The sequence below is a fragment of the Mesorhizobium sp. M7A.F.Ca.US.006.04.2.1 genome (assembly GCF_004022915.1).
Lineage (GTDB): Bacteria > Pseudomonadota > Alphaproteobacteria > Rhizobiales > Rhizobiaceae > Mesorhizobium > Mesorhizobium ciceri.
On record NZ_RZQA01000004.1, the window covers coordinates 1 to 23,746 of the forward strand.

The window sequence follows — 23,746 nt, forward strand, 5'->3', positions numbered from 1 at the left end:
GCCGCTCGCGTATCTTCGGCGCACCCCATGTCGGCTTGTCTTGCTTGAGGCGCACAATCAGCTTCTCGATTTGAAACGGAAGCTGATTGGCGTGGCGATAGGGCCGCCGCGATCGGTCCGTCAGCCCTCCAGGCCGCTGTCGTTGTAGCGCGTGAGGATCTTGTAGCCGGTCTTGCGCGAGATATCGAACTCCCGGCAAAGCACCGCCATCTTCTCGCGTCCAGCAGCCGGGCGACGAACTTCAGCCGCTCTTCCATGACGTTACACTCCTTCCAAGGCACCTTGCTCTCCTTGCAAAGGGCCGAAAGTGTAACCCATCTATCCGGAATGAACTGTCACCCATCTCTCGGGAAGGAAAGTCATGGCCAAGGCAACTGGAAGCCGAATTTTCTTTTAGAGTATGAATCAGCGCCGTCTGCCGAAAAGCGCGTCCACGATCTTCCCTTTTGAAACGACCGTGCAGGGCTGGGGCAGACGGTAGTCGAGCACCGCCCATCCGCGTCAAGTCAGGTAGACCTCCTGCCCGTCGCGGAAGAGGCGTCGCTCGGCTGCCTGTATGGAAAGCGTCCCAACCGAAAATTGCGGCTCCGGAAAATGCCCATGGCGACGTGCCACTGCATGGATACGCGCTGAGAGTTCCCCCAGATCGAACGGCTTGACCAAATAGTCGTCGGCTCCAGCGTTGAAGCCCTCGATGCGATGCGAAATCCGATCGCAGGCTGTCAGAATGATGACCGGTGCCGATTCAAGTTCCTTGATCAGCTCCCGCAGATAGTCGATCCCATTGCCGTCCGGCAGGTGAACGTCGAGCAAAATAAGGTCGTAGCCGACCACAGCTGCATAATCGCGCGCTTCGGACAGGTTCTTGGCCCAGTCGACCGCGTGGCCACCAGCCACCAAATGATCGTGCATAGCACTTCCAAGGTCCTTATCGTCTTCAGTGAGCAGTATTCGCATCATGCTGCCGAGCTCCGGTATGAGGGCAAGGCTCCCATCTTATTGGTCGAAGCTGACAATAGGCTGAACCGGCGGCAGCGAATTATTTGGGGAGCTTTCAGGCTGCTGTCAGCTACAACTTGCAAGAAAGGGGTCGTTAACAAAGCCAAACGAAGAGCCCCTATGAAACCCGTCCTGAACTCGGCACTTTTGCTCAATGTGACCCCCGGCGGCTGCATCAGCAAATTGATTTGGGAAACAGGCGCGCCGGTTCTAATGACCGACGCAGGCCGAGGTCTGGAGCTGGACCAGCGAACGGCGTCTTCGGTTTTTCAGGCAACAGCCACATGGAAGAATATGATTGGCTCGACCATGCGCCGAGCTTTGTCGAACGGATTGGTCGCGGGCGCACTACCACAGATTATGGCAGGTTTACGCCCTGGCCTTGACACCCGGGGTGATCGTCACCGGCGGAGCCGCGGCGTACTGATCGGATATCTAACGTCGCTGAGTCTCTCGTCGGTGCAGTGGATCTCTCGGCTTAGCCATCATGCAAAAAACGACGGTTCCGCGACACCACTTTTCAGGTCCGTGACACAGGCTTTGTGAGCCGATCTGTTGTTCTTACCCCAGGCTAATGGCTGAACAGCTCTGTCGCCGGCTCGATGCGCCAGATGGCGCGATGTTTTGAACCCTTTCACGAGGCGACGGCAGCAGCCGACCGGCTCTCCTATCGCGGCTCCCGCGATCCACACACCCAACAAGGGAATCTACCATGGTAATGAAGGCACCGGTTGCCGACGCTAGGAATGGGTCGGTAGTAGATCGGCTGGTCGGCATCGACCTCGCTCGGGGCCTGGCTGTCTTCGGGATGTATGCCGCCCATCTCGGTCCCGACCCCGGCGAAGGAGGACTAGTCGGGTTTCTGATGGAACTAACCCATGGGCGGCCGTCGGCCCTGTTTGCCGTATTGGCCGGTTTTTCAATCCTCCTGATTACAGGTCGCAAGGCGCCGAAGTCGGGGATAGCCGGTAGACAGGCCATCGCCAGAGTCGCAATTCGTGCCCTTGTTTTGCTCGCGCTTGGCTCAATCCTGGGCTGCCTCGGTACCCAGGTCGAAGTCATCCTAGAATACTACGGAATTTGCTTCTTGTTGGTATTGCCGCTCCATCGGCTCAGCGCATATCAGCTGGGCTTGATCGCTGCCGCTACGGCATTAGTTCTCCCGCAAGTCCGTTCCTCCCTTCTGTCGGTTGCCCCCAACCTCCTCGACCCGGTCTTCAACCTCATGGTCAACGGCTACTATCCCGCGGTGACCTGGGTTCCTTTCCTCATCGCTGGCATGGCCATCGCGCGCCTTAATCTTAATACGCTAGCAGCGCATTGGCGCCTTGGTCTGGCGGGGGTCGCGCTGGCCGTGTTGGGCCATGGGGGATCCTTGCTCGCGCTGAGTTCCCGCGCTTTGACTGAAACCTCCTTGTGGTGGTCTGACGTTGACGGCGCTTTTGAGCCTTCCAAGTCGTCATTTATAGTCAAGTCGTCATGGATAGCCGCACCTCATAGCGAAACGACGCTTTCGATCGTGGGCAGCACCGGTTGCGCAATGATCATCTTGGCGGCTTGCATGCTCGCTGTGGATGCGCTCCCGCGTCTGCGAAAGCTGGTCTGGCCAATAATCGCAGTCGGCTCGATGTCTTTGACGGCCTATGTGCTGCACATTGCGGGAATAGCCTATCTTATGAAGATAAACATTTTCAAAGACGAGAGCCTGTCCACGCTCTTTGGCTTCGTTGTGGTTATCAGCACTTTTGCGGTGCTTTGGCTGCGCATCTTCCAGCGAGGACCGATGGAAGTGCTGATGGGTAGGGTCGCAGATCTCGCGCGTCACATCCGCTGAGCACCGCCGCGCCCCGGCCTCCCGATCACATTACGGACAAGGTGGGGCTTTGTCCAAAGCTTGTTCGCGGCAGGGGAGGGTACTTCCTCCCAGCCTGCCGCCTTGTTGATGGAAGCTAAAACGGTCGCGCAGGCGCTAGAGTTGCATCGGCATAATCAGCTTAAACTCGCGAAGTTAAACCCGCGGTTGGTCTATCTCGGCCCGCCTCACCTGAAAGGCTAAGGTATCCGTTTCGGTCAAGGGTTTTAGGGGCCATTTTCGCTGCGCCTTGAGGAGAGCGTTTGCTAGGATGAGGAGCTTTCGCAACAAGATGATGACCTTTGCGGGTTTGCCTGCCGCCTTTAGCGCCTGGTATTTTGCCTTGAGGTCGGGGTTGAAGCGCAGGGCGAAGGGCCGGGCATGTAGAGGGCCTGGCGAACATTGGCCCGGCCGCCCCGGATGAAGGCGCGGCCGCTCCATTTTGCCGAGGCCGGCGAGGCTTGCGGCCTTTGGTTCCGAGTTCCGGCATGTCGATGGTGAGTGTGCAGGCGGTGGCATCCGATGCGCCATATGCTGGTCAGGATTTCGCGGCGCTGGACAGCGTCGGGATCGGCTTTCATGAGGGTAAGCATCGTCTGATCGATATCGCTGAGTTCACGTGGATCTGCTTCCAGCCACTCGTTGTTGTGGCGCCTGAGCAAGGCAAGCGGTCAAGGTCTGGCTCTGGTGCTGGCTGCGGTGCGATCCCCGCACGGGCCAGGTGCCGATCGTGTCGACGATCCACCTCGCCGCGACCAGAGAGCTGCTACTCTCTTCCGCTGTTCATTCTGGCCTCTTCGCAATGAATGTCATAAAATCACCTGTCGCAATTAATGGTTTTTGATTTGGCTCCTACAGCTGGCAGATATCGCCGAGAGTTCCGCAGAGAGCGTCGAAAGTTTTGGCCGCCTTCTTCCGCAGCCGCGCCTTGAGTTTTGAGCAGACCTGTCTTGATCGGGTTGAGATCGGGCGAGCATGGCGGCAGGATCAGGAGCCAGTGCCCCTTTGGCCAACCAGTGGGCGGCGCGTACCTTGCCGACAATCTGGGGTTCCGAACCCGACAGTTGGTTTTCAACCCGACAGTGGCCCGCCTCAGAGCAGGCTACCGCCCTTCGGAGCAGGCAGAAGCTAATCGAGGTTCGCGGGTTCCGGTTTGAATGTGCAGGTCGCTGCGCGCCTGATCTTTCGGTCTGGCGGCACATGACAAAAACTCTCATTTTGGCCGACGATACCCGGTCAGGAGCGGGTATCGCAGTCGAGAAGCGACCCGAGCACGTCCACAAGATGTGCCGAGTTTGCAAGGTGTGTCATTGTTTCTGTCAACGTTCGAGCGACAGCGCACGACGAAACGTCTGGCATACGCCTCGTCTGGCACGCGCCTCGCATATGTTGCAGTTGCTGCTGGAGATCAGGCGATCGAGTGGGCCTTGCAATTTTCCGATTTTGATGCGCCTAAAGTCTCGTGTACAAATCAGGCTGGCGTGAATGGCCTGCCTAAGTTGCGACTTATTACAAAGGAATGGATATGGCGACTGGAACGGTGAAGTGGTTCAACAGCACGAAGGGTTTTGGTTTTATTCAGCCTGACAACGGCGGTCAGGATGTCTTTGTCCACATTTCCGCTGTTGAACGAGCGGGCCTGTCGACCCTTAATGAGGGCCAGAAGATCAACTACGAGGTGGAACAGGATCGCCGCACGGGAAAGTCCTCTGCAGGCAGCCTCAGCAAGGCTGGCTAACGGTCCGGGAAAGCCTTGGCAAGGTTCGTCATCGCCGGAACGCATTGACGGCTCGAAACCCGGGCCGGAGCATGCAAGTTAATGCCGCGGCAGGGATTGCTGGAGCCATCATGAATTACTCTGGAAATGAGGCTCTTGGACGGGAAAGGCGGGGCTCATCCCCGCCCTTTGATTCCGCGCAGATTGGGCCAACGGCTGCTGCGCGTCCGAACGACTGTTGATACGGATTTAGGCTGCGACCTTCTTGCGGGTCCGTTTCGCCGGCGCCGTGGCTGGGGCTTCCGGCTCTTTCGGTTTGCGGCCGAGTCCCATGGTCTTGGCCAAGGCGGAGCGCGCAGCGGCGTAATTCGGCGCCACCATGGGATAATCCGACGGCAGACCCCATTTGGCGCGATATTCGTCTGGGGTCAGACCATAGTGCGTCGCCAGATGGCGCTTTAGCGATTTGAATTTCTTGCCGTCTTCAAGGCTAATGATGTAGTCCGGTTCGATCGACTTTTTGATCGGGACAGCAGGTTTTTTTACAGGCACAGGCTCTTCTGCCGGTATGAGTCCAGCCGTGCCGTTTAGAGCCCCGTGCACTTGGGCGATCAGGGCAGGAAGCTCCCCCGCCGGGACGGGGTTGTTGGAGACGTAGGCTGATACAACATCGGCAGTGAGCTCGATGAGGATGTCGGTCTTGTGGGGTTCTTCTGTCATAAACTTCTCCGGGCAGCTTGAAACACAGTTGGGCGAAGTGTCGCTTCATAGTGGCGGTTGCCGCTGAAAGCAAATGGATCGACGGGTGCGCTGCTCCTCCACCATTGAAGTCTCGGCGACGCATCCCGTCATCGTCCATCGCTAAAGGCAGCGTATTGAATTATGGGAGCGGTCGCGCCCGCCCCACCATAGCGATACAGCAAGACAATCAAAAAAGCCGGTCTTTGCTTGGCCCCAAATCTTTTCTCCTTTCGTGAACGCTGAGCTGCCAAGCTGCTACAGTTCACCTCGCGGGGCAACCGTGCACAACACAGGAGTTGCCCGAGCGATACATTCTTCACTTGCCGCTTATCAGCGCTGGTGATTGCACTTTGCAGCCTGCCTCCGGACCCGCAGCGCTCACGCTGTTGGTTTTGCGCCTGCAGGCGTCGGAAGTCGGATCGCCGCAGCTAATTTCCTCAGGCGGACGAATTCAACAAATCGATTGTTTGGATCGAAGGCATCCACACCATCGATGCCTCTAGAATATGATCCAGCTACAATCACCGTGCTGTAATGGCAGGGACGGCCAGCACAAGCGCGACACGATCCGGCGGGTCCATCGCTGCGTTACGTATTCATGGCTACTGCATCGGGCGCTCGGTCGACCGCCTTAAGCCAGGTCGCCGCATTGCGAGACGGTGACCGGCGAGGGAGAGGGCGCTCTGGCAACGAAGCGAGGCGGGTGGCCTTGCGGGTGGCCGCGTGATGTCATCCGGCTCTCCTGCCGATCTCTGCCGGCCAGATCTGGAGCAACTGTTTTGCATAGATATGGCTCTCTTCAGGGGGCCATCTATGATGGGAGCCGAGCGCGTGTTCGAGCCGGGGAACAGGCTGCGCATGCACTGTGCCCACCTATTGCGATCGTGCTAACCTTGGTTGTTCGGACTTGCCGTTAAAGGCAAGCGACAGATTGAAGTTATGCTGCACCATCTGATTGCCTGGCTCGTTTTCGAGAGCTCGCCGATACAGGGCCTGTGCCGCGTCATGCCGCCCCTCAATGTCCAAAATCACGCCCTTCGCATTCAATGCACGTACGTTTCCTGGGGCTGCAACCAAGACGCTGTCGAGCACCTCAACCGCTTCGTGCGGGCGCTTCTGGCCCACCAAGGCATTTGTAAGTCGTATCGCCGCATCAACATTGTCCGGGTGCTGCTTCACCTCATCCCGCAAAGCCCGCTCTTGAACATCCTGACCAACTTCGCGCAAAATGCGTTCGCGCATAGCCGGATCGATTTGATCGGCGCTGAGCAACTCGGGGGAAGATGTCTCCTGCACGGAAAGAGCCGGCTTTTGCCAGCTGGCGCAACCGCCCAAAGGCAGAATGGCGAGTACGGCAAAAAGAAGTGAGTTCCGGCGCAGAAACATAGGCGATGGAGAAACTGTATTACTATTCATGTTATCTCTCAGTTATCGGGGAGGCGCGTGGCGTTCAGTTAGGAAAGGTGGGACTACTCTAACAATCCGCTGTTCGATCCGTGCGGGAGTGTGACGGATCCTGCGGGGCGAATTGTAAAGTCGGAGGCGAGGTCTTGATAAGACAGCACGGCGAGATCAACCCCGTTTCGCGTCAGAAAGCCGCGGACGAAACGTCGGACATCCATCGACGTCAACAGAATAGGGCGGGTTTGACCCGGTTCTGCGTTCGAAAGGACCTGACGTATCTGTGATAGCATCGCTTCGCTTTGCCGATCCTCCAGTGCGAGATAGGGGCCTGCATCCGAATCTCGAACCGCGCCACGCATCACATCCTCGCTCTCGCGCTCGACGACCAGGGCGGACACGATGCCCTCCGTGTTGGCATGGCGGTGGCAGATCTGTCGCTTCAAACCAGAACGGACATATTCCGTCAGCAGGGCAACGTTCTGCTCACGCTCGCTCCATTCGGCCAATGCCTCCAACACGAGACGGGTGTGGCGGATTGGGATACCTTCCTCCAGGAGGCGGCGCAGAACATCGGCAATCCGAGGAATCGGCGTCGTGCGTAGCACCTCTTTCACAAGCTCAGAATATTCCTGCTCCATTCGGCCCAGGAAATGTCGGGTCTCTTGGATGCCCACCAATCGCGGTGCGTAGCGGGTCAACGCTGCATGGACGCGCAAGGCGAGGAGTTCGCCGGGAGCCCTATGCTCCGTGCCGGCGCCCGTAAGGGCCTTTGCAGGGGTATGTTCAACCGGGAGTCTGTCCGTTTTCGGCTCACGTCTAAGGGGGACACCGCTCGAGTCGACGTGCGCTACATCGGCTCGGAGCGCCATCTGGTTTGGATCTAAGGCGTCCTGTTCGACTGGCACGCCCTCGACATCAATTCGGAATTGCGATTCAGGCAGCTGCTCGTCAACCAAGACAGGGATGCGAGGAACGATAATGCCCAGATCGGCTGTGACCAGGAGCGAAACGCGCCCAATATGTTTTTGCAATTCGGCTTGATCGACCGCCTGCATAAGATCTGGCGCTAGAAAAAATGCGATCGGGAATTCCTTCGCAGGCGCGGCTTGCTTAGGCTCCGCTGCAGTTCCACCTTTCGCATCGGCAGTGCCGGCGCCCAGCACATCAGCCTTGACAATGCTTACCGCAGCGAACACTGCGGCCAGCATCAGAAAGACGGGGAGGGGAAACCCAGGAACGAACCCCATTACAACCAGGACGCCGGCCGCCAGTCGCAAGGCTCGAGTGCTGGCCGTGAGCTGACTGACCATTTCTGTACCGAGGTTGATCCTCGCCGTCCCAGTCACACGGGTGACGATGGTCGCCGCAGTAATGGAGAGCAGAAGGGCCGGAATCTGCGATATCAATGCATCGCCTATCGTCAGCAGAGTGTAGTGATGCAGTACCTCGCCGAAGGACATGCCCTTGGAGAGCAGGCCGATCGAAATTCCACCCAGCATGTTGATGCAGATAACCACCAGCCCGGCGATGGAATCGCCCTTCACAAATTTCATCGCGCCGTCCATCGCGCCATAGAGTTGGCTTTCCTTCTCCAATTCGGCGCGCCGCCGGCGGGATTCGTTGGCATCGATGTGGCCGTTGCGTAGCTCTGCGTCGACCGCCATTTGCTTGCCCGGCAGAGCATCCAGCGTGAAACGCGCCGCCACTTCTGCCACCCGTTCGGCACCCTTCGCGAGGACCATGAATTGCACCATGGTGACGACCAGAAATATGACGAAACCCACCACGATATTGCCTGAAATGACGAAATCGCCAAAAGTATGAATAATGCTGCCGGCCTCCCCCTCGGCCAGGATCAGTCGCGTCGTTGCGACCGTGAGCGCGAGACGGAATACAGTGGAAATCAAAATAACGCCGGGCAAAGAGGAAAAATCAAGTGGAGTACTGACATACAGGGCAACCATCATCAGCAGTATGGCCAACCCCATATTGAATCCTATCAGGGCGTCGACCACCACGACCGGGATAGGCATGACCATCATCGCGACAGCCAGAAGCAGCATCAACGCAACCATTAAATCCGGGCTGGCCGGCGCACGCTTGATGAAGTCACGCAGGACGTTGGCCATCGAGACACCTTTGCAATCGGTTGAGACTTACTCTGCTGTTACGCCATGAAACGTGGCTTTCGAACTCCGAAGGCGCCTCAGCCTTGGCCAGCGCGTGACCCTGCATGAGAGCCACAAGCAGGCGCGAAATGGCTGGGCAGCAAATGTTTCCAACGCAGCCAGCTTGTCAGCACCGAGCGCGACAGGATGTTTGGCTGGCCATAGAGTGCTGCTTGATGGGGCCTGCGAGCTTTCAATATTGGAGAGCAGCAATGCGGCCATTCCTGCTCAGCAGCACACGGCTGTCCTCAATACGTTCGACCACCCATCCATCAGCCAAAATGGCGCCGACAAAATACTTCTCGCTGTCGATGACAATATATGGTTGGACCCCATGCCACACAGCTTCGACCGCGATTGCGGATGGCGCCTTCTCCTCTTTGATGAGCACTCCGTTCACCAGTGTTAGAGTACCCTTGGTGCGACGATCGAACGATTGCTGAAGCTTCTGCCAACTGATGACCGATTCAGACGTGACGGTGCCTTCGGCGGTCACAACACCCTTTGCCGACCCAATCTTGACGTCGAGAAGACCCGCTCGATCGACTTCCTCCTGCAGCTCTTGGGCCGCTGCCTCCGTAAGTTCATTGTCAGCGCGGTGACTGATCGTTCTGGACGCGACTTCAGCCCGAAGTGAATTGGGGCTCGATCCACTTGCATTGCCAAGATAGGAGATCGTGCCTGAAAGCGCGCCGATCCCGAGTGAGCTGATTATGACCATGGCGAGCACACCGATCGGTAGGCGCGGTATGCCGGTCGAACCAGGCGGCTCTGCATCCTGCACGGACAAAGCAATGGACATCTCGCCTACGAGCAGGACGACAGGAAGGGGCACAACAACGGACTGGCCTGCGGCGATATTCCGGTTGCCCTCGATACTGAGTCCGGGTGCAAGCGCCTCCAGTTCGATCGACTTGCCAAGAAGAGTTACACGAAGGTGATGCGGTGCCAGTCCCTGCTCGACAAAGACCAAATCGGCATCGAAGCCGCTGCCGATTAAACACTTTTGAAGATCCGTCTTGCCGGTCAGACCGCAATAGTGCCCCGAACGCACTTCGAAACGGAGGGAAACGGCGTCATCCACAGAGCATCTCTCAAACAGGATAGAAGCCGCATGGCAATTGCCATGCGGCTCATTTCGGGACTACGTCGCGTCAATAAGGAGACGCGCTAGGGGGCAGTCTAAAACCCGCTTCCGACATTACGAAACGCGTTCGTCGGCGGCCTTCTTGATGGTCTGGAGATTGGTCGTTAGAGTGCGCAACTGGACACTCCTTTTCGTCGCCTCCAAGCTAACATTGGTTAGTTCCTGCACTTGCGCCTGAAAAGCAGTAGCATCAGCTCCGCTTGTATTGCCGGGAGTGCCACTGTTAGTTTTATCGGTATTGCCGGCGCTACTGGTATTGGTATTGCCTGATTTTTTATTATTATCAACTGCAGCCATGATCATTCCTTTTTCTGTTGGAGTTGTGCCGTCAATAACGGCCTGTATGACCTCACGCCGGATTTCCCGCGTCAGGCATCTTCTGTGTCATCCAAAGCTTCATCGGCCTCAGCCATCGCATCGTTCGCGAATTGGAACGCGAACGATCGCAGGATACTTTGGAAGGCTTCACTTTGTGCTGCAGACTGTGAGTTGTCTTGAAGTTGATCATTTGAAACGGTCCGGTTATCCGCCCGATCGTTCCCGCCAGCTGCCTTGCCATCATTCCCACCAGCTGGCTTGCCATCATTGCCATCAGCCGGCTTGCCATCACCAGAATGCTCGGATTTCGAATCCCCATGGCCCTTTCGGATCAAGGAAGTCCCGAGGTTGCCAACTCCACTCCCAATTGCTGCTATCATCAGGTACTCCGGCATTTGCCATTGGCGGCGACGTGTTAAAGGTTAGCCTCGATCAAGCTAAGGGCGGGAGCTTTCGAGAACCTGACGGCTTTTGACAAAAACCGGCCAGCGCAAAAACGTATGCTCTGCAGGATGTTGCTCTCGCATCGAACAGTCGACCACGATCTCGGCTGTTCGGCCAATCCCGCCGTCCACGCATGCCGCGACCGAATGGCAGCCGCAGCAGCTCGTTTGCATCCTCGATGCTGTGGTGTCGAACAGGAGACACGGTCCACGTGCTGCATGACCGCAATGACCGTATTCTTGCTGGCTCCACGGGCGCACGCAACGAGCAGGAACTCGGTCTTTGCATCACCATTCTCTCGCCTGCACATCACGGCCCGGCGCGGTGAGCTCATTGGCTTCGAGAAGGTCGGCGACCGTACGAACATGGGATGGTCTGCCGGCTTTGGGAGGCCGGTGCGGATCCTCTTCTCACCATATCGAAAGCTTGAAGCGGTCGGATTTTCTTGCCCTGTTCGTGAGAACTCCCATCGTCAGCTAATCGTCAGCCAAGCGGTCTATCTAGGCCGGCCGTGCCTGACCTTCGGATCCAAAGGTCCCGTCTCGACACTTTTTGTAACTATAGATCGAAATGGTCCGCGTGATACGCAACGCACACGCTTCTCTGAAGCAAATGTGTGACTTTGTCGGTGGCGAACGAGAGGAGTGACGCATCAATAAAATCGTCAGGCACGTGTCTAGGAAGGGGAGCTAGCCGAGTTGGTCTGATTTCATTCGCTGTTCCTGGAAATCGGCGGACTGAAGCGCTGATAATCTCAGGACATCGATGGCAACGTTGCGAAAGTCCTGTGAGCTCGGGCCAATCTTGGCCTGCTACTGAGAAGCACTTTGGCGGGAACATTACGCCGTCGCGGGTCTGGCTGACCGTGACGTTAACCGAAAGATGCCGCTGGTCTCGTCAGCCGCCAGCACAATAGCAGCACATTCTCGCCTACTACGGAGACGCAATATGAAGGGCATTGGCCGACCACGGAAATCGCAGGCTGAAACTGGAGCCAGCCGCGCGGGGCGGGCGAGCAGTTCCCTTTCGCAATCAAGTCTTGCTGCGGGAGAAGGTGGACAGTCATTCGATTCCGTTGTGGAGCAGATGCGCTCTGGGGACGCCGATAGGAGGCCCTCCTCCCTTCCAGTTGCGCGCGGTCCAGGCGATGCCCGCGAAAGTCTGCCAGGCGCCTCGATTGGCGAAGATCAAATCCTGAACACACCGCCACGTGGAGCCGCTGCGCCACCACGCGGAACCGTAGCGCCACGTGGCGCAGCCGCAAGGCGGCGCGGTTCTCCCTCCATGTCTGAGGGCGAAGCCATGGCGCCGGTCGGTAGCCAACTATCAACCGCGCAGGTGGAAGGCACCAGCTCATCGTCAAATAAAGATATCAGTCCGACACAGCTCAGAATGAACAGTCTTGTTCAACAACTGACTGATTGCGAGGCTGCGGCCAGGAAAACCGACGTCCCCGAGGAGGCGGTGGAGCTGATCAGTGGGGTCGTCGATGCAGCCTCAGCAATTCTGGAGTACCGCGCTAGCCTGCCTGCGGCTGAGGCGCAGACAATTATGCCAGACGACAAGGTGCGTAGATGTTGCCAGATCGTGTGCGACGCCGCGAATGAAGTAGACAAACTTGGCCTGTCGACGATCACGAAATTGGACAAAAAGACCAAGAAAGCGGCAGGTATGGTCGATAAACTCTACTCCTACTCCCAGGCGGACCGGCAGGAGCTGTTGATTTTAAATGTGGAGAACCACCATACGGCGGCAATTAAGTGGTGGGAAAAAAAGGCATGGCGCTCCGAACGGCAGCGATCCGCCTGCGCTGCCACCGCTAGCCTATCCAGTGGAACGCCCGTGATGCGGGAAGCCGAGCGGTGCGCACTGCGGCTGCGTGCCGGCTCGGTACTGAGTGTCAGGATCTGGCTGGTCCGTGAGCGGATCGGTCTTGCGCGGGCCAAGATTGAACTGCGGGCGAGCAGGTTCGAGCCAGATTTGAAGGAACTCCTCGTCGGTCGAAATGGAGTGGTGCAGCTGATGGCAAGCGCCGCTCAAGAAGCTCTTCGCGCCCTCTCTTTGGCGAAGGGCATAATGGATGATGGCAAAACACTCAACGCTCATGATTGCGCGGTTGTAGAAAAAATCATGGAGCGGCTTTCGGATTTTGGATTGGCGTTGCACGAGGTGCATACCAAGCTAAGCCATACCTACCCAGATGCCGGCCTCCCATTGAAACTGTTCGAACGGATCGTGGACGATGCATGGATCACTGCGCACGATGCCATGCACTTGTTGAACCTGCAGTCTCCGCCGTCAGCCATCATGGCGCCACAGGCCCAGGCGGGCGCTGCGATGCCGGCCAGGGCAGGCGCTGCGATACCGGCTGACACTGCTGGTACGGCTGCAGTGTCAGAAGGCACTACAGCGCGAAGGAAAGGGAAGTCAAAGCATAAGTCGGCAGCTCGCGCCGGGACTTCTGCCGCCGGGCAGCCATCAACACCAGTCGCTGCGAACGCCGGCACAGTGCCAGCAGCCAAGGTTCTCGCGCGCTCGGATCAAGTTGCGAGTACACAGGTGAGAGCGCAAGAGGTGGCTGCGAGTTCGTCGGGGGCAGGCTCGACAATCGGGGGCGCCGCGTTGTCAATGGAGGTATTGACGGAGCGGCTCAAACGATTGGACGAACTTTTGCAGTTCGATCTGGCCGGTCAGCAAAGCGTCGTCTCCCAAGTGCGCCAGATGAAGCCTGAGGAGGCCGGTAAGGTCGTGGACGATGTGGCCCAGTACCTGCGAGCCCAGGCCATTGAGATGCAAACCTGTCTCGCCGGGTTGCAGGGGCGTAATGTACGCCTGCTACTCACCTCCACCCAGCTACCCAAAGTGCACGAACGCACAGACCAGCTCAAAGGGTTGCTGAACATGGTGCTGGGACAGGCCAACGCATTGAATGAAGGAAAAGCCGGCATTACGACTGATTGCATGAAGACCTACGCATTTCCGGCGCAAAAATACCTGGAACATTTGTGCAATGCCGACGAATTGATGCCGCCGGAGGCACCGGTCGCGCTGCGTGGCGAGCCAGGAAAGCTGTTTGAGATGAAGCTGCAGCCCAAGATGCTGGTCAATGGTGCGATGCCGAGCCCGATGTGGGTGCACATCCACACGAGTCGCCCCGTCATGGCCAGAAACTTGGAAGGGCTGGCTGATTCCGAATTCACCGCTTGCCACGTTAAATCCAACGAACAGCGCGGCTACAATCGAGAGCGAGAGGAAGCCGATGCTAGGTCCGGTCGCGAGAAGGTCATAATTCATCGCGGCAAACTCACCCCCGCTTTCTGTAAGTCCTTGTTGACCTCAGGGCTTGGCCGCCAACCACGCCATTCGCGTGCCGAGCTCCCGTCGGCGCAGGCTGCATGACAGGGCACTCAGAATGCGGCCGGCCACGCTGTGAGTCAGCGAGCATTTCTCCTGGCCAAACCGCGAATGCCGCTGCGCGAGTTGCGGTCCGGCGATTGGAGTCGATCGGCTACCGTCAGGGCCGATTTGCGATGTCGCGTTACCGGCTGTTGACGTGGCGGCGTATCTTGCCTCCCATCCAACTTATCGCCGAGATCGCGCCGCCAAGATCGAGGCGGAAGGTCTTCCTGCGAGCGCGGAGCAGGCATAGCCGATCCGATCGGGATCGGCGCATCGCAACGACCCAACGGTGTGGTGGAGAAAATTGGATTCGGGAGAGCTCGGTTCCAAGAGGCGGAGTTCCGGCCCGAATACAATCCGCTCGCAAGCACCCACGATGCGCATCCGCAGTTTATTGTCTGGGAGATGGGCTGGATTGCTCGGCGGCGCTGGCGCTAAGGCGGGGCTGTCGCCGGACAATTAGCATTCACTGCCAACAGCCTTGCAACCGTCACCAGTTGCAAGGCTCGGCGGCGGGTCGACAAATCACATGAAATCGTCGTCGGACCCGCTATCGCTGCTGTCGCTATCCTCGGTTTTGTGGAGATAGAGTGGAGGTTTGCCTGCACGCTGCCACTCACCGGCACTGTTCTTCGTCCATTTGTCGGGATGCTGCGTAGGGTCAAGCACCAGGTCGCCATGATCCACTTCAACAAACCCCATCGTCTGCGCGCGCGCTTGTGCTTCCGGATTAGCCGCACGCCAATTCAGCAACGGTCGGTCGCCGTCTATCCGAAGTTGATGCTCCAGCAGAATATCGCCCGCATTTTCGACGAGCGGATGGGCGACTTGAAGATCCACTATGGAAGTGACCTCAGTTCGACCAGGAAATTGTTCCCGCCAACTTTCCGATTCGAACTCGTTCATGCTGAATCCGCCTTCCATTCTCAGCAGTCCGGCACTCCGGTCTCCCAATTGGTAACTGAAATATCGCGCGTGCTCCGTATCTCGACGGATGCCATATTGCTGAGCAACGTCCGCGGTGCGCCTGGCTCGTGACGATACGAACTCCGAATACTCTTGAGGATTGTCGGCGATGTGCGTGATTTCATCACCATGAAATTGCCTCACCTGTCTCCTGAAGGAAGTCCTGTTGATCTCCACCACAGGAGGTCGGGAATTGAGGGAGTATGCTTGGGGAGCCGCCGATGATGAGGCGCCGCTACCTTCCGATCCGGATAAGTGCATTCGGGCAAATGTGTCCGCGAACCCTTCGCTTCCTGCATCCGATTGCTCGCCGGCATTATGCGCGCGGTAACTATCGGATGAGCCACCAATTCGACCATACATGACGATTCGTACTCCTATGTTTCGCAACCGAGCTCAAGTTAGCACGGCTGTTCAACATAGGGCGCTTAGTTGACGACTAGCTGACGAGGGCATTCCAACGGCTGCACCAATCAAATCCGCACTGCCGGCCTCAAAACCTCGGACTGCGCCACGCACCGGCCAGCAGAGGCTGCAAGGTCATGCCCGGAGGACTTGCCGTAGTTGCTGGGTGGCAGATCCGAGGGGAGTGATTGCCCCAGGCCCGCGGTTGCGCGGTTGGCCTGACAGAGACACTGGGGCACGGATGGCCAGCCGACATTTGCCACTAGCATGGAGCCAGGTCAGTTTTGAACTGGGCAGTCGTGGACTTCCATGACTAGGCCAAGCCTGCGGCAAAGAATGCTTTCGCGACAGGCTGGAAATATTGCATAGGAACCGCGTGGCCGAGTTTTGTAGTGCCTATCAGCTGACGCGCTAAGACATGGTCATGGACGATCGTCAGGCGTAGTGCCCGCGCCTCGCTCAACACATGTGAAACGCGCTCACCTTCGGCACGGCAAACTAAGAACGGCACCCCGGTTTCACCGCGAACGTAACGCAGACCGATCAGGACCGCCCTTCCTGTTAAGACCAGCGTGGCGCGATGCACGCCAAGCGCAGGCTCGTCGGCCGCCTCCTCGCGGATGCGACGCTGTTCACCTTTCAACTCTGGCGCTCCTTGCTGATCCTTCGACTCGCGCGTCACTTCGGTATTGGTCATGCGCATTTCGCGCAGATACAACGCGCGCTGGAGCAGAAGATCGATCAGTCCGCCGACCAGCAGTGCGCCGGCGCCAATTCCCATCAGCAATTTTGTCTCCATAAAGATGAGGCCAACACAGCCCATGCCGCAGATCGGCAGAGGGACCATTGTCTTCCACATCCCGAGAAGGACAATGGAAAAGGTTGCGCTGAGAACCAATACCTTGAACATGGTCTTGCAGACTTCGACCATGGAACGAGCAGACCCCAAGCGCTTCAGCCCTTCAAAGGGGTCAATTTTCTTAAAGCTGAGCTTCATCGGCTCCAGAGAGAAGACAAATCCACCATTGGCTAGCAGGCTGGCCAAAATCACCGCGGCGACAAGGGTTCCAAGCAGCGGGCCAACAGCCGCGACTGTGAGTTGGACGAGCACAACCAATGCCTGCGGCACCGCGGTATCGAAAGGTAGGCTCTGCAACTTGGTGGCTAATAGGAGCGCTTCCCGGCATTTGTCCTCGATCACGCTGCCTCTTAGCCAAAGGTAGCCGAGCCCAGCGCAAGTCCCGACCGCGCGGACGAAATCGGAGCTACGTGGCAGCTGTCCTTTTTTGCGCGCTTCACTTAACTTCTTCGGGCTGGCGGCGTGTGTCTTCTCTTCACTTGTGTCGCTCATGGCAGCAATTTGTCGAACCACTCCAGCACGCCGTTGGCACGTGTGACCTCCAGTTTCATGCTCTCCACCAGATAGGCAGCGTAGGTGACCATGAGAACTGGAAAGACAATGTTCTTGATTGCCGGAGACAGTTGGCTCGCCTTAAATTGCGGGGCAAAGCGACGCAGCAGCATCATCGATATATCAATCAGTATCAGGAAGAACACGACAGGCCCCGAAACCAATAATGCCGTGCGCATTATGCTGTCGAGAAGCCCCAACAACTCCATTGCTCCTGGCCCGCTCAGTGTCGGGTGAAACTGATACACCGGCCAGATCAAGTAGCTGCGGTACAGGACACTGATCAAAGTTTCCAGGCCTCCTGATCCGACGAATATGGCAATCGCAGTGATCCCCAGAAAAACGCCCATCGCGGAAGCCTGACTGTTCGTCGCGGGATCGGCCGAAGCGGTCGGGCTGCTGATGCCGCGTTGGTTGTCGATAAGCTCCCCGGCAGCCTGAAGGCCCCAAAGCGGAATGCCAAGAAAAGTGCCAAGGAGTACACCGACAAAAACTTCCTTGAATCCGAGCAGGGTTAGCTGGATCAGGCGCGTATCAGGATCCAGCGCCGGCAATCCGCCGCTGACGTGTGCCAGGCATGGTAGTGCGAAGCCAACAGCCAAACAGCCCCGGATCAGCCCACTGATCTGCGAGCGTGTGAATACGGGAAAGATCAGCATGATGCCCATCGCGCGGGCTGCCCCAAGACCTGCCGCAACGACGAGTTCGAAAGCCGTCTGGATCAGAATTTGAATATCGGCCGATGGCGCGTCCATGGGGCGGACTAGTAGCTAAGTGTCATTGCGGGAAACTCGGTGAAGATCTGATCGGCTAGCTCTATGAGCGGGGCGCTTAGCACAGGAGCAAACAGCCCAATCACCGCGACAACGACCAGAAGCTTCACGGTGAGCGGCAAGCTTTCATCCTGGATCTGCGTCGCCGCCTGGAGGATGCCGATGACGAGGCCGACAACCACTGATGCAATGAGCGGCGGTAGAATCCAGATCATGAAAACCACCAGTGATTGGCTCATAAGAGTAATGATGCTGGATTCAGTGATGATCAGCCTCCCGGTAACGTATAACTCAGCACAAGCCCATGCATCAATTTTGACCAACCATCAATGGCAACAAACAAGAAGATCTTGAACGGAACAGATATAACAGTTGGTGAGACCATCGACATACCCATTGCCATCAAGATAGTTGTCACTATCAGATCTATAACAATAAAAGGCAGATAAAGTAGAAATCCTATCTCAAATCCGCGCTTCAATTCTGATAGCAAGAAAGATGGTACAAGTATTGCAAAGTCATCAGGCGTGGCTGCAGCGTGCATTTCCTCTGGCCAGACCTTTTCTGTCGAAGATAGGAAAAATCGCCGCTGCTCTTCATTTGTGAATTTCTTGAGATGCTCGCGCAAGGGCTCACTTCCGGCTTTAGCGGCGCTTACCCAGTCGTCGAATGTCTGATAGTGGAGCTTGGGATCCGACATGCGGTCATAGGTCTGCTCAGCAACGGGCGCACTAACGAACATAGTGAGGATCATCGCCGCGGCGTACAGCACCACATTGGGTGGTATGGTCTGGGTCCCGAGCGCATTGCGGACGAGGAAAAGAACAATTGATACCTTTACAAAGGCCGTTGTCGTGGCAACTGCTAAAACCAGCAGACCGAGTCCGGCGGTAACCGCAAGAAGCGCCAGGATTGTCGGCTGAGCTTCACTCATTGCATGCAAACCCGCCACGGAGCCTGATGCCCAGCTCTTCTCCGATGCGGACAATGTCGCCACGCCCGATACGCTGACCATTGGCCACTATGTCGACCGGGCCGTCGATCGGCCATCCAAGTTCAAAAATATGCCCTTCGCCGGCACTTCTTAATTCCCCAAGAGAAATAGGCCAGCGGCCGCATTCAAAGACAAGCACGATCTCGACATCGTCGAGATCCTTAGTAAGCTCCAGTTGCGATCCGGGTTGTGTCATATGCGCACTCTCCAAAGGACACGGTCGCGGGCGGAAAGGCCCCCGCAAGATTAATTCATCGCCGTCAAGATCCGCCTCGGCGCACAACTGGCCGACAGCTAGGGTGATCTGGCCGCGGCCGAACGGCGCAATATCGGGCAACAATGCATCACCGACACATGCGCTTCGAAGAAGCGCCGCAGGAAGGCGAAGCGTGCCGACCTCTCCTGCAACAATGAGCGGGAGCTCTGGAGGCAGCCCGCCCAGCTGCCGCGGCAACTGGGCAAGCAGTTCGCCTAGCGCGCGAAACGCAGGCGGTACTAAGCCGTCAAGTGGCGTGAACAGGAATAGACGGCCCTTGCCCTTGACCGCGCCGAAAATGATGTCGAGTTCAAGATGAGGAGCCAGCATCGTGGCTTCGCATACCCGCACGAGTTGCACGTTCAGACGCGTCGTCTCCTCCAGTCGAGTGACAAGCGGCTCCAGAGCGAGTTCGAGAATTAGCGAAGCAGTTGGCTCGGAAGGGAAGGCCAAGCCGTTCTGCACTGTCGTGATGAACTCCTCTACGAGCGGGCGCGACAGTGACAAGATGACCGTTTCGGCTCCCACTCTCCAGACGCAGTCAAGCATCGGAATGGCAGCAGGTTCCTGCTGCCAGACAAGCCCTGCCGTTCGCACCGATAGCGGCACCTCGTTGATCCGGCTTTGAAACGGCGTGCGCGGCGCTGCTGTATCATTGAGCCACGAGACAACCGTGTGGGACAGTTTCAGAACTGGTTCGAACATGGCGGGTGTGACCGCAGCGCCTATCAAAGACTGCACGGTCGTGTCATTCGGACGACCTCTTGCGACCGTCGGATCCGGTTGCGCGGCATTTAGGCAAGCGACCCCCTCGCATATTTCAGCAGTATCTCATCGTCGGCCTCGATCTCGGCTGCGGCCTCCGAATGAGTCTCGACGGCGCGCCGCACGTCGTCCTCGATTTGTTGCCATTTGTCCCTTGCCGCCGAACATATGACCCATAGCTCCCTCGTCCTGGACGCCGCCATCTCAGCCTCCTCTTGAGCGATTTGGGTATCATCAAGCATCTGCCGTCTGGAATTGATCTCAGCGGCAAGTTGTTCAGTGTGAAGGCGGTGACGGTCGAGCGCTGCGCTAGACAAGTTGTCGAGTGACATCAGATGCTGATAGAGCGCTGCTTCTTTTCTTGAACAATGTTGCTGTATCATTGCAAGCTCCCTAGAGGCATTTTGTACGGCTGAGGCGGCCACATCGCGCTGGGCTTCCTTCTTGGACAGCTCGCCAAGGGCACGACGCTCTTGCATTTCCTTCAGAAGCCGTATACTCGAAGACTGAATCCAGTTTACGCGGTCAGACGCGACATCCATGCGACCGTCTCCTCGAAATCTGACGCGTCATCTTCGCTCTGGCGCAGAAACTCCCTCAGTTCGTCGATTGACGCGACAGCCCGGTCAGTCAGGGGATCTCCACCTGGCTTGTATTCGCCAACATTGATCAAGAACTCGGTCTCGGCATAGCGCGACAGGAGCTCGCGGAAAATGGATGCTGCCTTGCGATGTGTCCCCGAAACGACTGCATCCATGACGCGGCTGCGACTCTGCAGCACATCAATAGCGGGGAAATGCGATCGCGCCGCAATAGCGCGTGAGAGGATGACATGGCCATCGAGAATACCACGCGATTCCTCGGCGATTGGATCACCCGTGCCATCACCCTCTACAAGCACCGTATAGAAGGCCGTGATTGAGCCCCGCTCACCCATGCCGGCGCGCTCGAGCAGGCCTGGCAGCATGCCAAAAACGGAAGGAGGAAAGCCCCGTCGCGTCGGCGGCTCACCCGCAGCAAGGCCTATTTCGCGCATAGCGCGGCAGAAGCGCGTCAGCGAATCCAGCATGAGAGCAACGCGTAGGCCTTGATCGCGGAAATATTCCGCGAGCGCAGTCGCCATTGGAGCGCATTGCGCACGCTCTACCGCCGAGCGGTCGGATGTTTCAACCACGACGACCGTACGGAGAAGGCCCTCTTCACCAAGATTCCTTTCGATGAATTCACGAACTTCCCGTCCACGTTCGCCTATGAGCGCCACTATGACGACGTCAGCGGCGGCACCCTTTACGATCTGTGACAACAGCGTCGACTTGCCACCACCTGGCTCGCCATAAATCCCGATCCGCTGGCCCTCGCCGCACGTCAGCAGACCATCGAGGACACGGACCCCAAGCGGGAATGGCCGCTCAATCATGCGCCTCGTCATCGGATTGGGGGCTCTGCCATGCAGGGGCCGAGTTTCGACGGTCTTGATTTCGCCTTTGCCGTCCAATGGGCGGCAACGACTGTCGATCACGCGACCGAGCAAATCGCCGCCGACGGGCACCTCACGCATTCGGCCAGTGGCCACGACCTCTGCGCGGCTGGATAGGCCCACCAAGTCCCCGATCGGTGTCAGCAATACACCATCACCCGACAGGCCGATCACCTCGGCCTCGAGCGACAGCCCGGTTCGCGGGTCCTCTAGGAGGCAAAGTTCCCCAATACGAGTGTCTGGCAAGACGGCATGAACCAGTGTGCCGATAGCCCGCGTGATCCGACCGCGCACCGCACGCGTGTCAATTCGCTTGGCCGCAGCCCTCAAAGACGAGATTGCTGGAACGAGAGCTCGAGTGTGGGCGTCAGCGTTATGTTCTGGGACGGGCTTTCTCATAGCTCGCCTTTCTCACAGAGCGTCCCGAAACCAAGGCGCAGCGCGCGCATCTGGGCGTCAAGTCCAAGGTCAACATTGCCGTACTCGCTCCACAGCACGCAGCGTTGCGGCGACAATGTCGGGTCGGGCTCGATCCGCACCCTTGGTCGACCATCCTGGCCGTCGCATCGAGCAAACTCTCGTGCAAGCATGTCGACTTGCATGGGAGAAACATGAAGGCAAACGTCGGCGCCGCTGTATTGACACTCTATGGCGTGACGAACAGCCCTCACCAATAGCTCGCCCGGATCGAAAGCGCCGATAAGATCGCTCAATATTTCCATCACGAGCTGCGGCAATTCCTGCTCCAGAGCCGCCTTTCGTCGCGCGATTTCGGAGATTGTCTCCGCAATCAACCCTGCCATCTCCTCGGTGCCTGCATTCGAGCCCTCCATGTGGCCGCGCGCCCACGCCCGCTGGTAAACCGCGCGTGCCCAGTTTCGAACGCGCTGCCGATGCCGTTCTGCCGCGGCAAGGGCTTGCGCGGCGCTGTGCCAGGTTTCGAGCTCGCTCGCGGGTATCAGTGGTCCGACTGGACGCATCTGCGGCGCTATTGGCCCCTCGGAAAGTTCGACTGTCATTTCACCGGGGTCTCTGTCTCAAAATGAGCTACTACAAGTGAAAGCAATTGGCCGGCGGCGGTCCAATGCTCATGTGCTGGAGTCTCCGCGGCAGTCCCCTCGGGCAATCGAAGAAGCACGCGGTTACGCTCGGTCGCTGAACTGTCCTGGAGCCAAGCTCCAAGACATGCGTGTCCATCGTATTCGATTTGCTGAGCGAGTTTTTCTGGGTCCGAGATCAGTCTTTTGTCAACAGCATGCAGCAGGTGTCGGATTCCGAATGCGTGTGCATCCACGCCGATGCGTTTAACAAGGATGGCAAGCTCAGGCTGAGAGACAAACGCGACCAGCGAACGGGCATGCCAGATACTACCAGCAAGAAGGGTCGCTCGATATGGATCATGCCCGCGTAGAAGGTCCGGCCTGCAGCCGATGTGGTTCAGATCCACGTCATCGTTGCCCAGCAATTCTGCCAGCCTTGGATGCAGTCTGGAACACTTCTGCAACTTCACTAACGTTTCGGCCGATAACGCTGGATCAAGACGCGCCGCAAGACGGGTTGGATGGGCCGAAGCCGCAAGCTCGCTCGCGCCCGGAAAGTGCGGACCATCAGGTCGGGCGGTCTGTATAGGCATTGGCAATGAGATGTCACCCACGTCCAATTGCAGGCATTCTTTTGCGAATGGCCTCGACAGCAGAAGCATCCCGGCGCCCCTCGACCTTGGAAACGCCGGTTGATTGCTTGCGCCGACGCGTAACAACGCCGATCAAGAGATAACAGGCCACGGCGAATACGGCTGCGGCAAAACCTGTTACGGTCGCCAGAAGTGGCGCAGGAAGAGGTAGTGATGCTTGTGGCAAAACAGCAGTCGGATCGGGCCGTTGCTCGTGTGCGGAACGTTCTACCGGCACCAAAACCACTTCCACCTTATCGTAGGACAGGCCTTCGATGCTGTCGGCTACAAGCATCTTTATCTTTGGCAGCAGAGCCGCGACATTTGTTTTTGCGTCGTGCCTGATAAACACCGAGGCCGAGGATGGCGTGGCACCGGCTCGCACAAGGTCGTTATGCGGCAGCACGACGTGAACACGTACAGAAAAAACGCCATCGATATCGCTGATCGTCCGCGACAACTCTTCGCTCAGGGCATACACGTAACGGGCACGCTCTTCGGTCGGCGAGGCAATCAGGCCTGATCCTTGGAATATCTCACCGAGGTTCTTGAAGGATTGGCGCGGCAGCCCCTTGGCGTTCAGAAGGTTGATTGAGAAGGCGAGCAGCTTTTCGTCAACCTGGATCGTGCTGGTTCCATCCTTGGCGACCACCCGGATCGCGGCGACCCCGTTGTCTTCAAGAAGTGCGAGCATTTCATTTGCCTCACGCTCTTGCAATTGCGTGTAGAGGTCGGCTTTGCAAGCAGTGAGGGCGACGAGAACTGGCAGCATGACAAGTCTAACCGACCGCCACCCTGACAGGCCACGCATGATTTCGCCCTCGGCCAAGCCAATCAT

The 23,746-nt window shown here is 57.7% G+C and carries 21 protein-coding genes and 1 pseudogene; 3 read left to right on the forward strand and 19 right to left on the reverse strand.

Features of this window, described 5'->3' with window-relative positions:
- Window positions 1-257, reverse strand: a pseudogene (locus EN925_RS00595) (helix-turn-helix domain-containing protein); the annotation flags it as partial.
- 244 nt (window positions 258-501) lie between these two features.
- Complete coding sequence (locus EN925_RS00600) at window positions 502-960, reverse strand: response regulator transcription factor (protein WP_224570033.1); 459 nt, start codon at window positions 958-960, stop codon at window positions 502-504.
- A gap of 751 nt (window positions 961-1,711) precedes the next feature.
- On the opposite strand from EN925_RS00600, the gene EN925_RS00605 reads away from it, so the two are divergent.
- Window positions 1,712-2,833, forward strand: a complete 1,122-nt coding sequence (locus EN925_RS00605; protein WP_063169274.1) for a DUF418 domain-containing protein — start codon at window positions 1,712-1,714, stop codon at window positions 2,831-2,833.
- A gap of 1,543 nt (window positions 2,834-4,376) precedes the next feature.
- Window positions 4,377-4,589: a cold-shock protein gene (locus EN925_RS00610; RefSeq protein ID WP_008874821.1), complete on the forward strand. Its 213-nt coding sequence runs from the start codon at window positions 4,377-4,379 to the stop codon at window positions 4,587-4,589.
- Between the two features lie 228 nt (window positions 4,590-4,817).
- Here EN925_RS00610 and EN925_RS00615 read toward each other — a convergent pair whose 3' ends face one another.
- The 6 genes from EN925_RS00615 to EN925_RS00640 form a co-directional block, all read right to left on the reverse strand.
- Entirely contained in the window at window positions 4,818-5,288 is a 471-nt protein-coding gene (locus EN925_RS00615; protein WP_024505385.1) for a MucR family transcriptional regulator, read from the reverse strand.
- An 894-nt stretch (window positions 5,289-6,182) separates the two neighbouring features.
- A complete protein-coding gene (locus tag EN925_RS00620) occupies window positions 6,183-6,725 on the reverse strand; it encodes a tetratricopeptide repeat protein (protein ID WP_082826568.1) in 543 nt (180 codons plus the stop codon).
- 53 nt (window positions 6,726-6,778) lie between these two features.
- Complete coding sequence (gene sctV / locus EN925_RS00625) at window positions 6,779-8,842, reverse strand: type III secretion system export apparatus subunit SctV (protein WP_063169272.1); 2,064 nt, start codon at window positions 8,840-8,842, stop codon at window positions 6,779-6,781.
- 232 nt (window positions 8,843-9,074) lie between these two features.
- On the reverse strand, window positions 9,075-9,965 hold the full coding sequence (locus tag EN925_RS00630; RefSeq protein WP_024505382.1) for a hypothetical protein: 891 nt from the start codon (window positions 9,963-9,965) through the stop codon (window positions 9,075-9,077).
- Window positions 9,966-10,082: 117 nt separating this feature from the next.
- A complete protein-coding gene (locus EN925_RS40485) occupies window positions 10,083-10,325 on the reverse strand; it encodes a nodulation protein NopA (protein WP_224570034.1) in 243 nt (80 codons plus the stop codon).
- A gap of 71 nt (window positions 10,326-10,396) precedes the next feature.
- Entirely contained in the window at window positions 10,397-10,726 is a 330-nt protein-coding gene (locus tag EN925_RS00640; RefSeq protein WP_081714433.1) for a hypothetical protein, read from the reverse strand.
- 1,348 nt (window positions 10,727-12,074) lie between these two features.
- Here EN925_RS00640 and EN925_RS00645 point away from each other — a divergent pair.
- A complete protein-coding gene (locus EN925_RS00645) occupies window positions 12,075-14,189 on the forward strand; it encodes a hypothetical protein (protein ID WP_224570035.1) in 2,115 nt (704 codons plus the stop codon).
- A gap of 525 nt (window positions 14,190-14,714) precedes the next feature.
- On the opposite strand, the gene EN925_RS00650 is transcribed toward EN925_RS00645, so the two are convergent.
- The 11 genes from EN925_RS00650 to sctJ all read right to left on the reverse strand — a co-directional run bounded on the left by EN925_RS00650 (window position 14,715) and on the right by sctJ (window position 23,746).
- Window positions 14,715-15,518 carry a hypothetical protein gene (locus EN925_RS00650; protein WP_024505378.1) on the reverse strand — a complete coding sequence of 268 codons (804 nt, stop codon included), beginning with the start codon at window positions 15,516-15,518 and terminating at the stop codon, window positions 14,715-14,717.
- A gap of 355 nt (window positions 15,519-15,873) precedes the next feature.
- Complete coding sequence (locus EN925_RS00655) at window positions 15,874-16,911, reverse strand: EscU/YscU/HrcU family type III secretion system export apparatus switch protein (RefSeq protein WP_024505377.1); 1,038 nt, start codon at window positions 16,909-16,911, stop codon at window positions 15,874-15,876.
- Window positions 16,908-17,726, reverse strand: coding sequence for a type III secretion system export apparatus subunit SctT (sctT, locus tag EN925_RS00660; protein ID WP_063169270.1), 819 nt, complete (start codon window positions 17,724-17,726; stop codon window positions 16,908-16,910). Before sctT ends, EN925_RS00655 begins: the two co-directional genes overlap by 4 nt.
- An 8-nt stretch (window positions 17,727-17,734) precedes the next feature.
- Window positions 17,735-18,010: an EscS/YscS/HrcS family type III secretion system export apparatus protein gene (locus EN925_RS00665; protein WP_024505375.1), complete on the reverse strand. Its 276-nt coding sequence runs from the start codon at window positions 18,008-18,010 to the stop codon at window positions 17,735-17,737.
- A gap of 2 nt (window positions 18,011-18,012) precedes the next feature.
- Window positions 18,013-18,678, reverse strand: coding sequence for a type III secretion system export apparatus subunit SctR (gene sctR, locus EN925_RS00670; protein ID WP_029354851.1), 666 nt, complete (start codon window positions 18,676-18,678; stop codon window positions 18,013-18,015).
- Entirely contained in the window at window positions 18,671-19,699 is a 1,029-nt protein-coding gene (sctQ, locus tag EN925_RS00675; RefSeq protein ID WP_095769044.1) for a type III secretion system cytoplasmic ring protein SctQ, read from the reverse strand. The genes sctR and sctQ overlap by 8 nt, the downstream gene beginning before the upstream one ends.
- Window positions 19,700-19,788: 89 nt before the next feature.
- Window positions 19,789-20,301 (reverse strand): hypothetical protein, encoded by a 513-nt coding sequence (locus EN925_RS00680; protein ID WP_063169269.1) that lies wholly within the window; start codon window positions 20,299-20,301, stop codon window positions 19,789-19,791.
- Window positions 20,277-21,635, reverse strand: a complete 1,359-nt coding sequence (gene sctN / locus EN925_RS00685) for a type III secretion system ATPase SctN (protein ID WP_063169268.1) — start codon at window positions 21,633-21,635, stop codon at window positions 20,277-20,279. Before sctN ends, EN925_RS00680 begins: the two co-directional genes overlap by 25 nt.
- Window positions 21,632-22,255: a type III secretion system stator protein SctL gene (gene sctL / locus EN925_RS00690; protein ID WP_024505371.1), complete on the reverse strand. Its 624-nt coding sequence runs from the start codon at window positions 22,253-22,255 to the stop codon at window positions 21,632-21,634. Before sctL ends, sctN begins: the two co-directional genes overlap by 4 nt.
- The gene (locus EN925_RS00695; protein WP_306462320.1) at window positions 22,252-22,890 is read right to left on the reverse strand and encodes a nodulation protein NolU; all 639 of its coding nucleotides are present in this window, start codon (window positions 22,888-22,890) and stop codon (window positions 22,252-22,254) included. Before EN925_RS00695 ends, sctL begins: the two co-directional genes overlap by 4 nt.
- A complete protein-coding gene (sctJ, locus tag EN925_RS00700) occupies window positions 22,883-23,746 on the reverse strand; it encodes a type III secretion inner membrane ring lipoprotein SctJ (RefSeq protein WP_024505369.1) in 864 nt (287 codons plus the stop codon). Before sctJ ends, EN925_RS00695 begins: the two co-directional genes overlap by 8 nt.

Coding starts and splice junctions, on each gene's coding strand:
- EN925_RS00640 (WP_081714433.1), bottom strand. CDS start 10,726: ATGATAGCAGCAATTGGGAGTGGAGTTGGCAACCTCGGGACTTCCTTG.
- sctT (WP_063169270.1), bottom strand. CDS start 17,726: ATGGACGCGCCATCGGCCGATATTCAAATTCTGATCCAGACGGCTTTC.
- sctR (WP_029354851.1), bottom strand. CDS start 18,678: ATGAGTGAAGCTCAGCCGACAATCCTGGCGCTTCTTGCGGTTACCGCC.
- EN925_RS40485 (WP_224570034.1), bottom strand. CDS start 10,325: ATGGCTGCAGTTGATAATAATAAAAAATCAGGCAATACCAATACCAGT.
- EN925_RS00645 (WP_224570035.1), top strand. CDS start 12,075: ATGTCTGAGGGCGAAGCCATGGCGCCGGTCGGTAGCCAACTATCAACC.
- EN925_RS00615 (WP_024505385.1), bottom strand. CDS start 5,288: ATGACAGAAGAACCCCACAAGACCGACATCCTCATCGAGCTCACTGCC.
- sctV (WP_063169272.1), bottom strand. CDS start 8,842: ATGGCCAACGTCCTGCGTGACTTCATCAAGCGTGCGCCGGCCAGCCCG.
- sctN (WP_063169268.1), bottom strand. CDS start 21,635: ATGAGAAAGCCCGTCCCAGAACATAACGCTGACGCCCACACTCGAGCT.
- EN925_RS00650 (WP_024505378.1), bottom strand. CDS start 15,518: ATGTATGGTCGAATTGGTGGCTCATCCGATAGTTACCGCGCGCATAAT.
- EN925_RS00610 (WP_008874821.1), top strand. CDS start 4,377: ATGGCGACTGGAACGGTGAAGTGGTTCAACAGCACGAAGGGTTTTGGT.
- EN925_RS00605 (WP_063169274.1), top strand. CDS start 1,712: ATGGTAATGAAGGCACCGGTTGCCGACGCTAGGAATGGGTCGGTAGTA.
- EN925_RS00620 (WP_082826568.1), bottom strand. CDS start 6,725: ATGAATAGTAATACAGTTTCTCCATCGCCTATGTTTCTGCGCCGGAAC.
- sctL (WP_024505371.1), bottom strand. CDS start 22,255: ATGACAGTCGAACTTTCCGAGGGGCCAATAGCGCCGCAGATGCGTCCA.
- EN925_RS00655 (WP_024505377.1), bottom strand. CDS start 16,911: ATGAGCGACACAAGTGAAGAGAAGACACACGCCGCCAGCCCGAAGAAG.
- sctJ (WP_024505369.1), bottom strand. CDS start 23,746: ATGATTGGCTTGGCCGAGGGCGAAATCATGCGTGGCCTGTCAGGGTGG.
- EN925_RS00680 (WP_063169269.1), bottom strand. CDS start 20,301: ATGGATGTCGCGTCTGACCGCGTAAACTGGATTCAGTCTTCGAGTATA.
- EN925_RS00600 (WP_224570033.1), bottom strand. CDS start 960: ATGATGCGAATACTGCTCACTGAAGACGATAAGGACCTTGGAAGTGCT.
- sctQ (WP_095769044.1), bottom strand. CDS start 19,699: ATGTTCGAACCAGTTCTGAAACTGTCCCACACGGTTGTCTCGTGGCTC.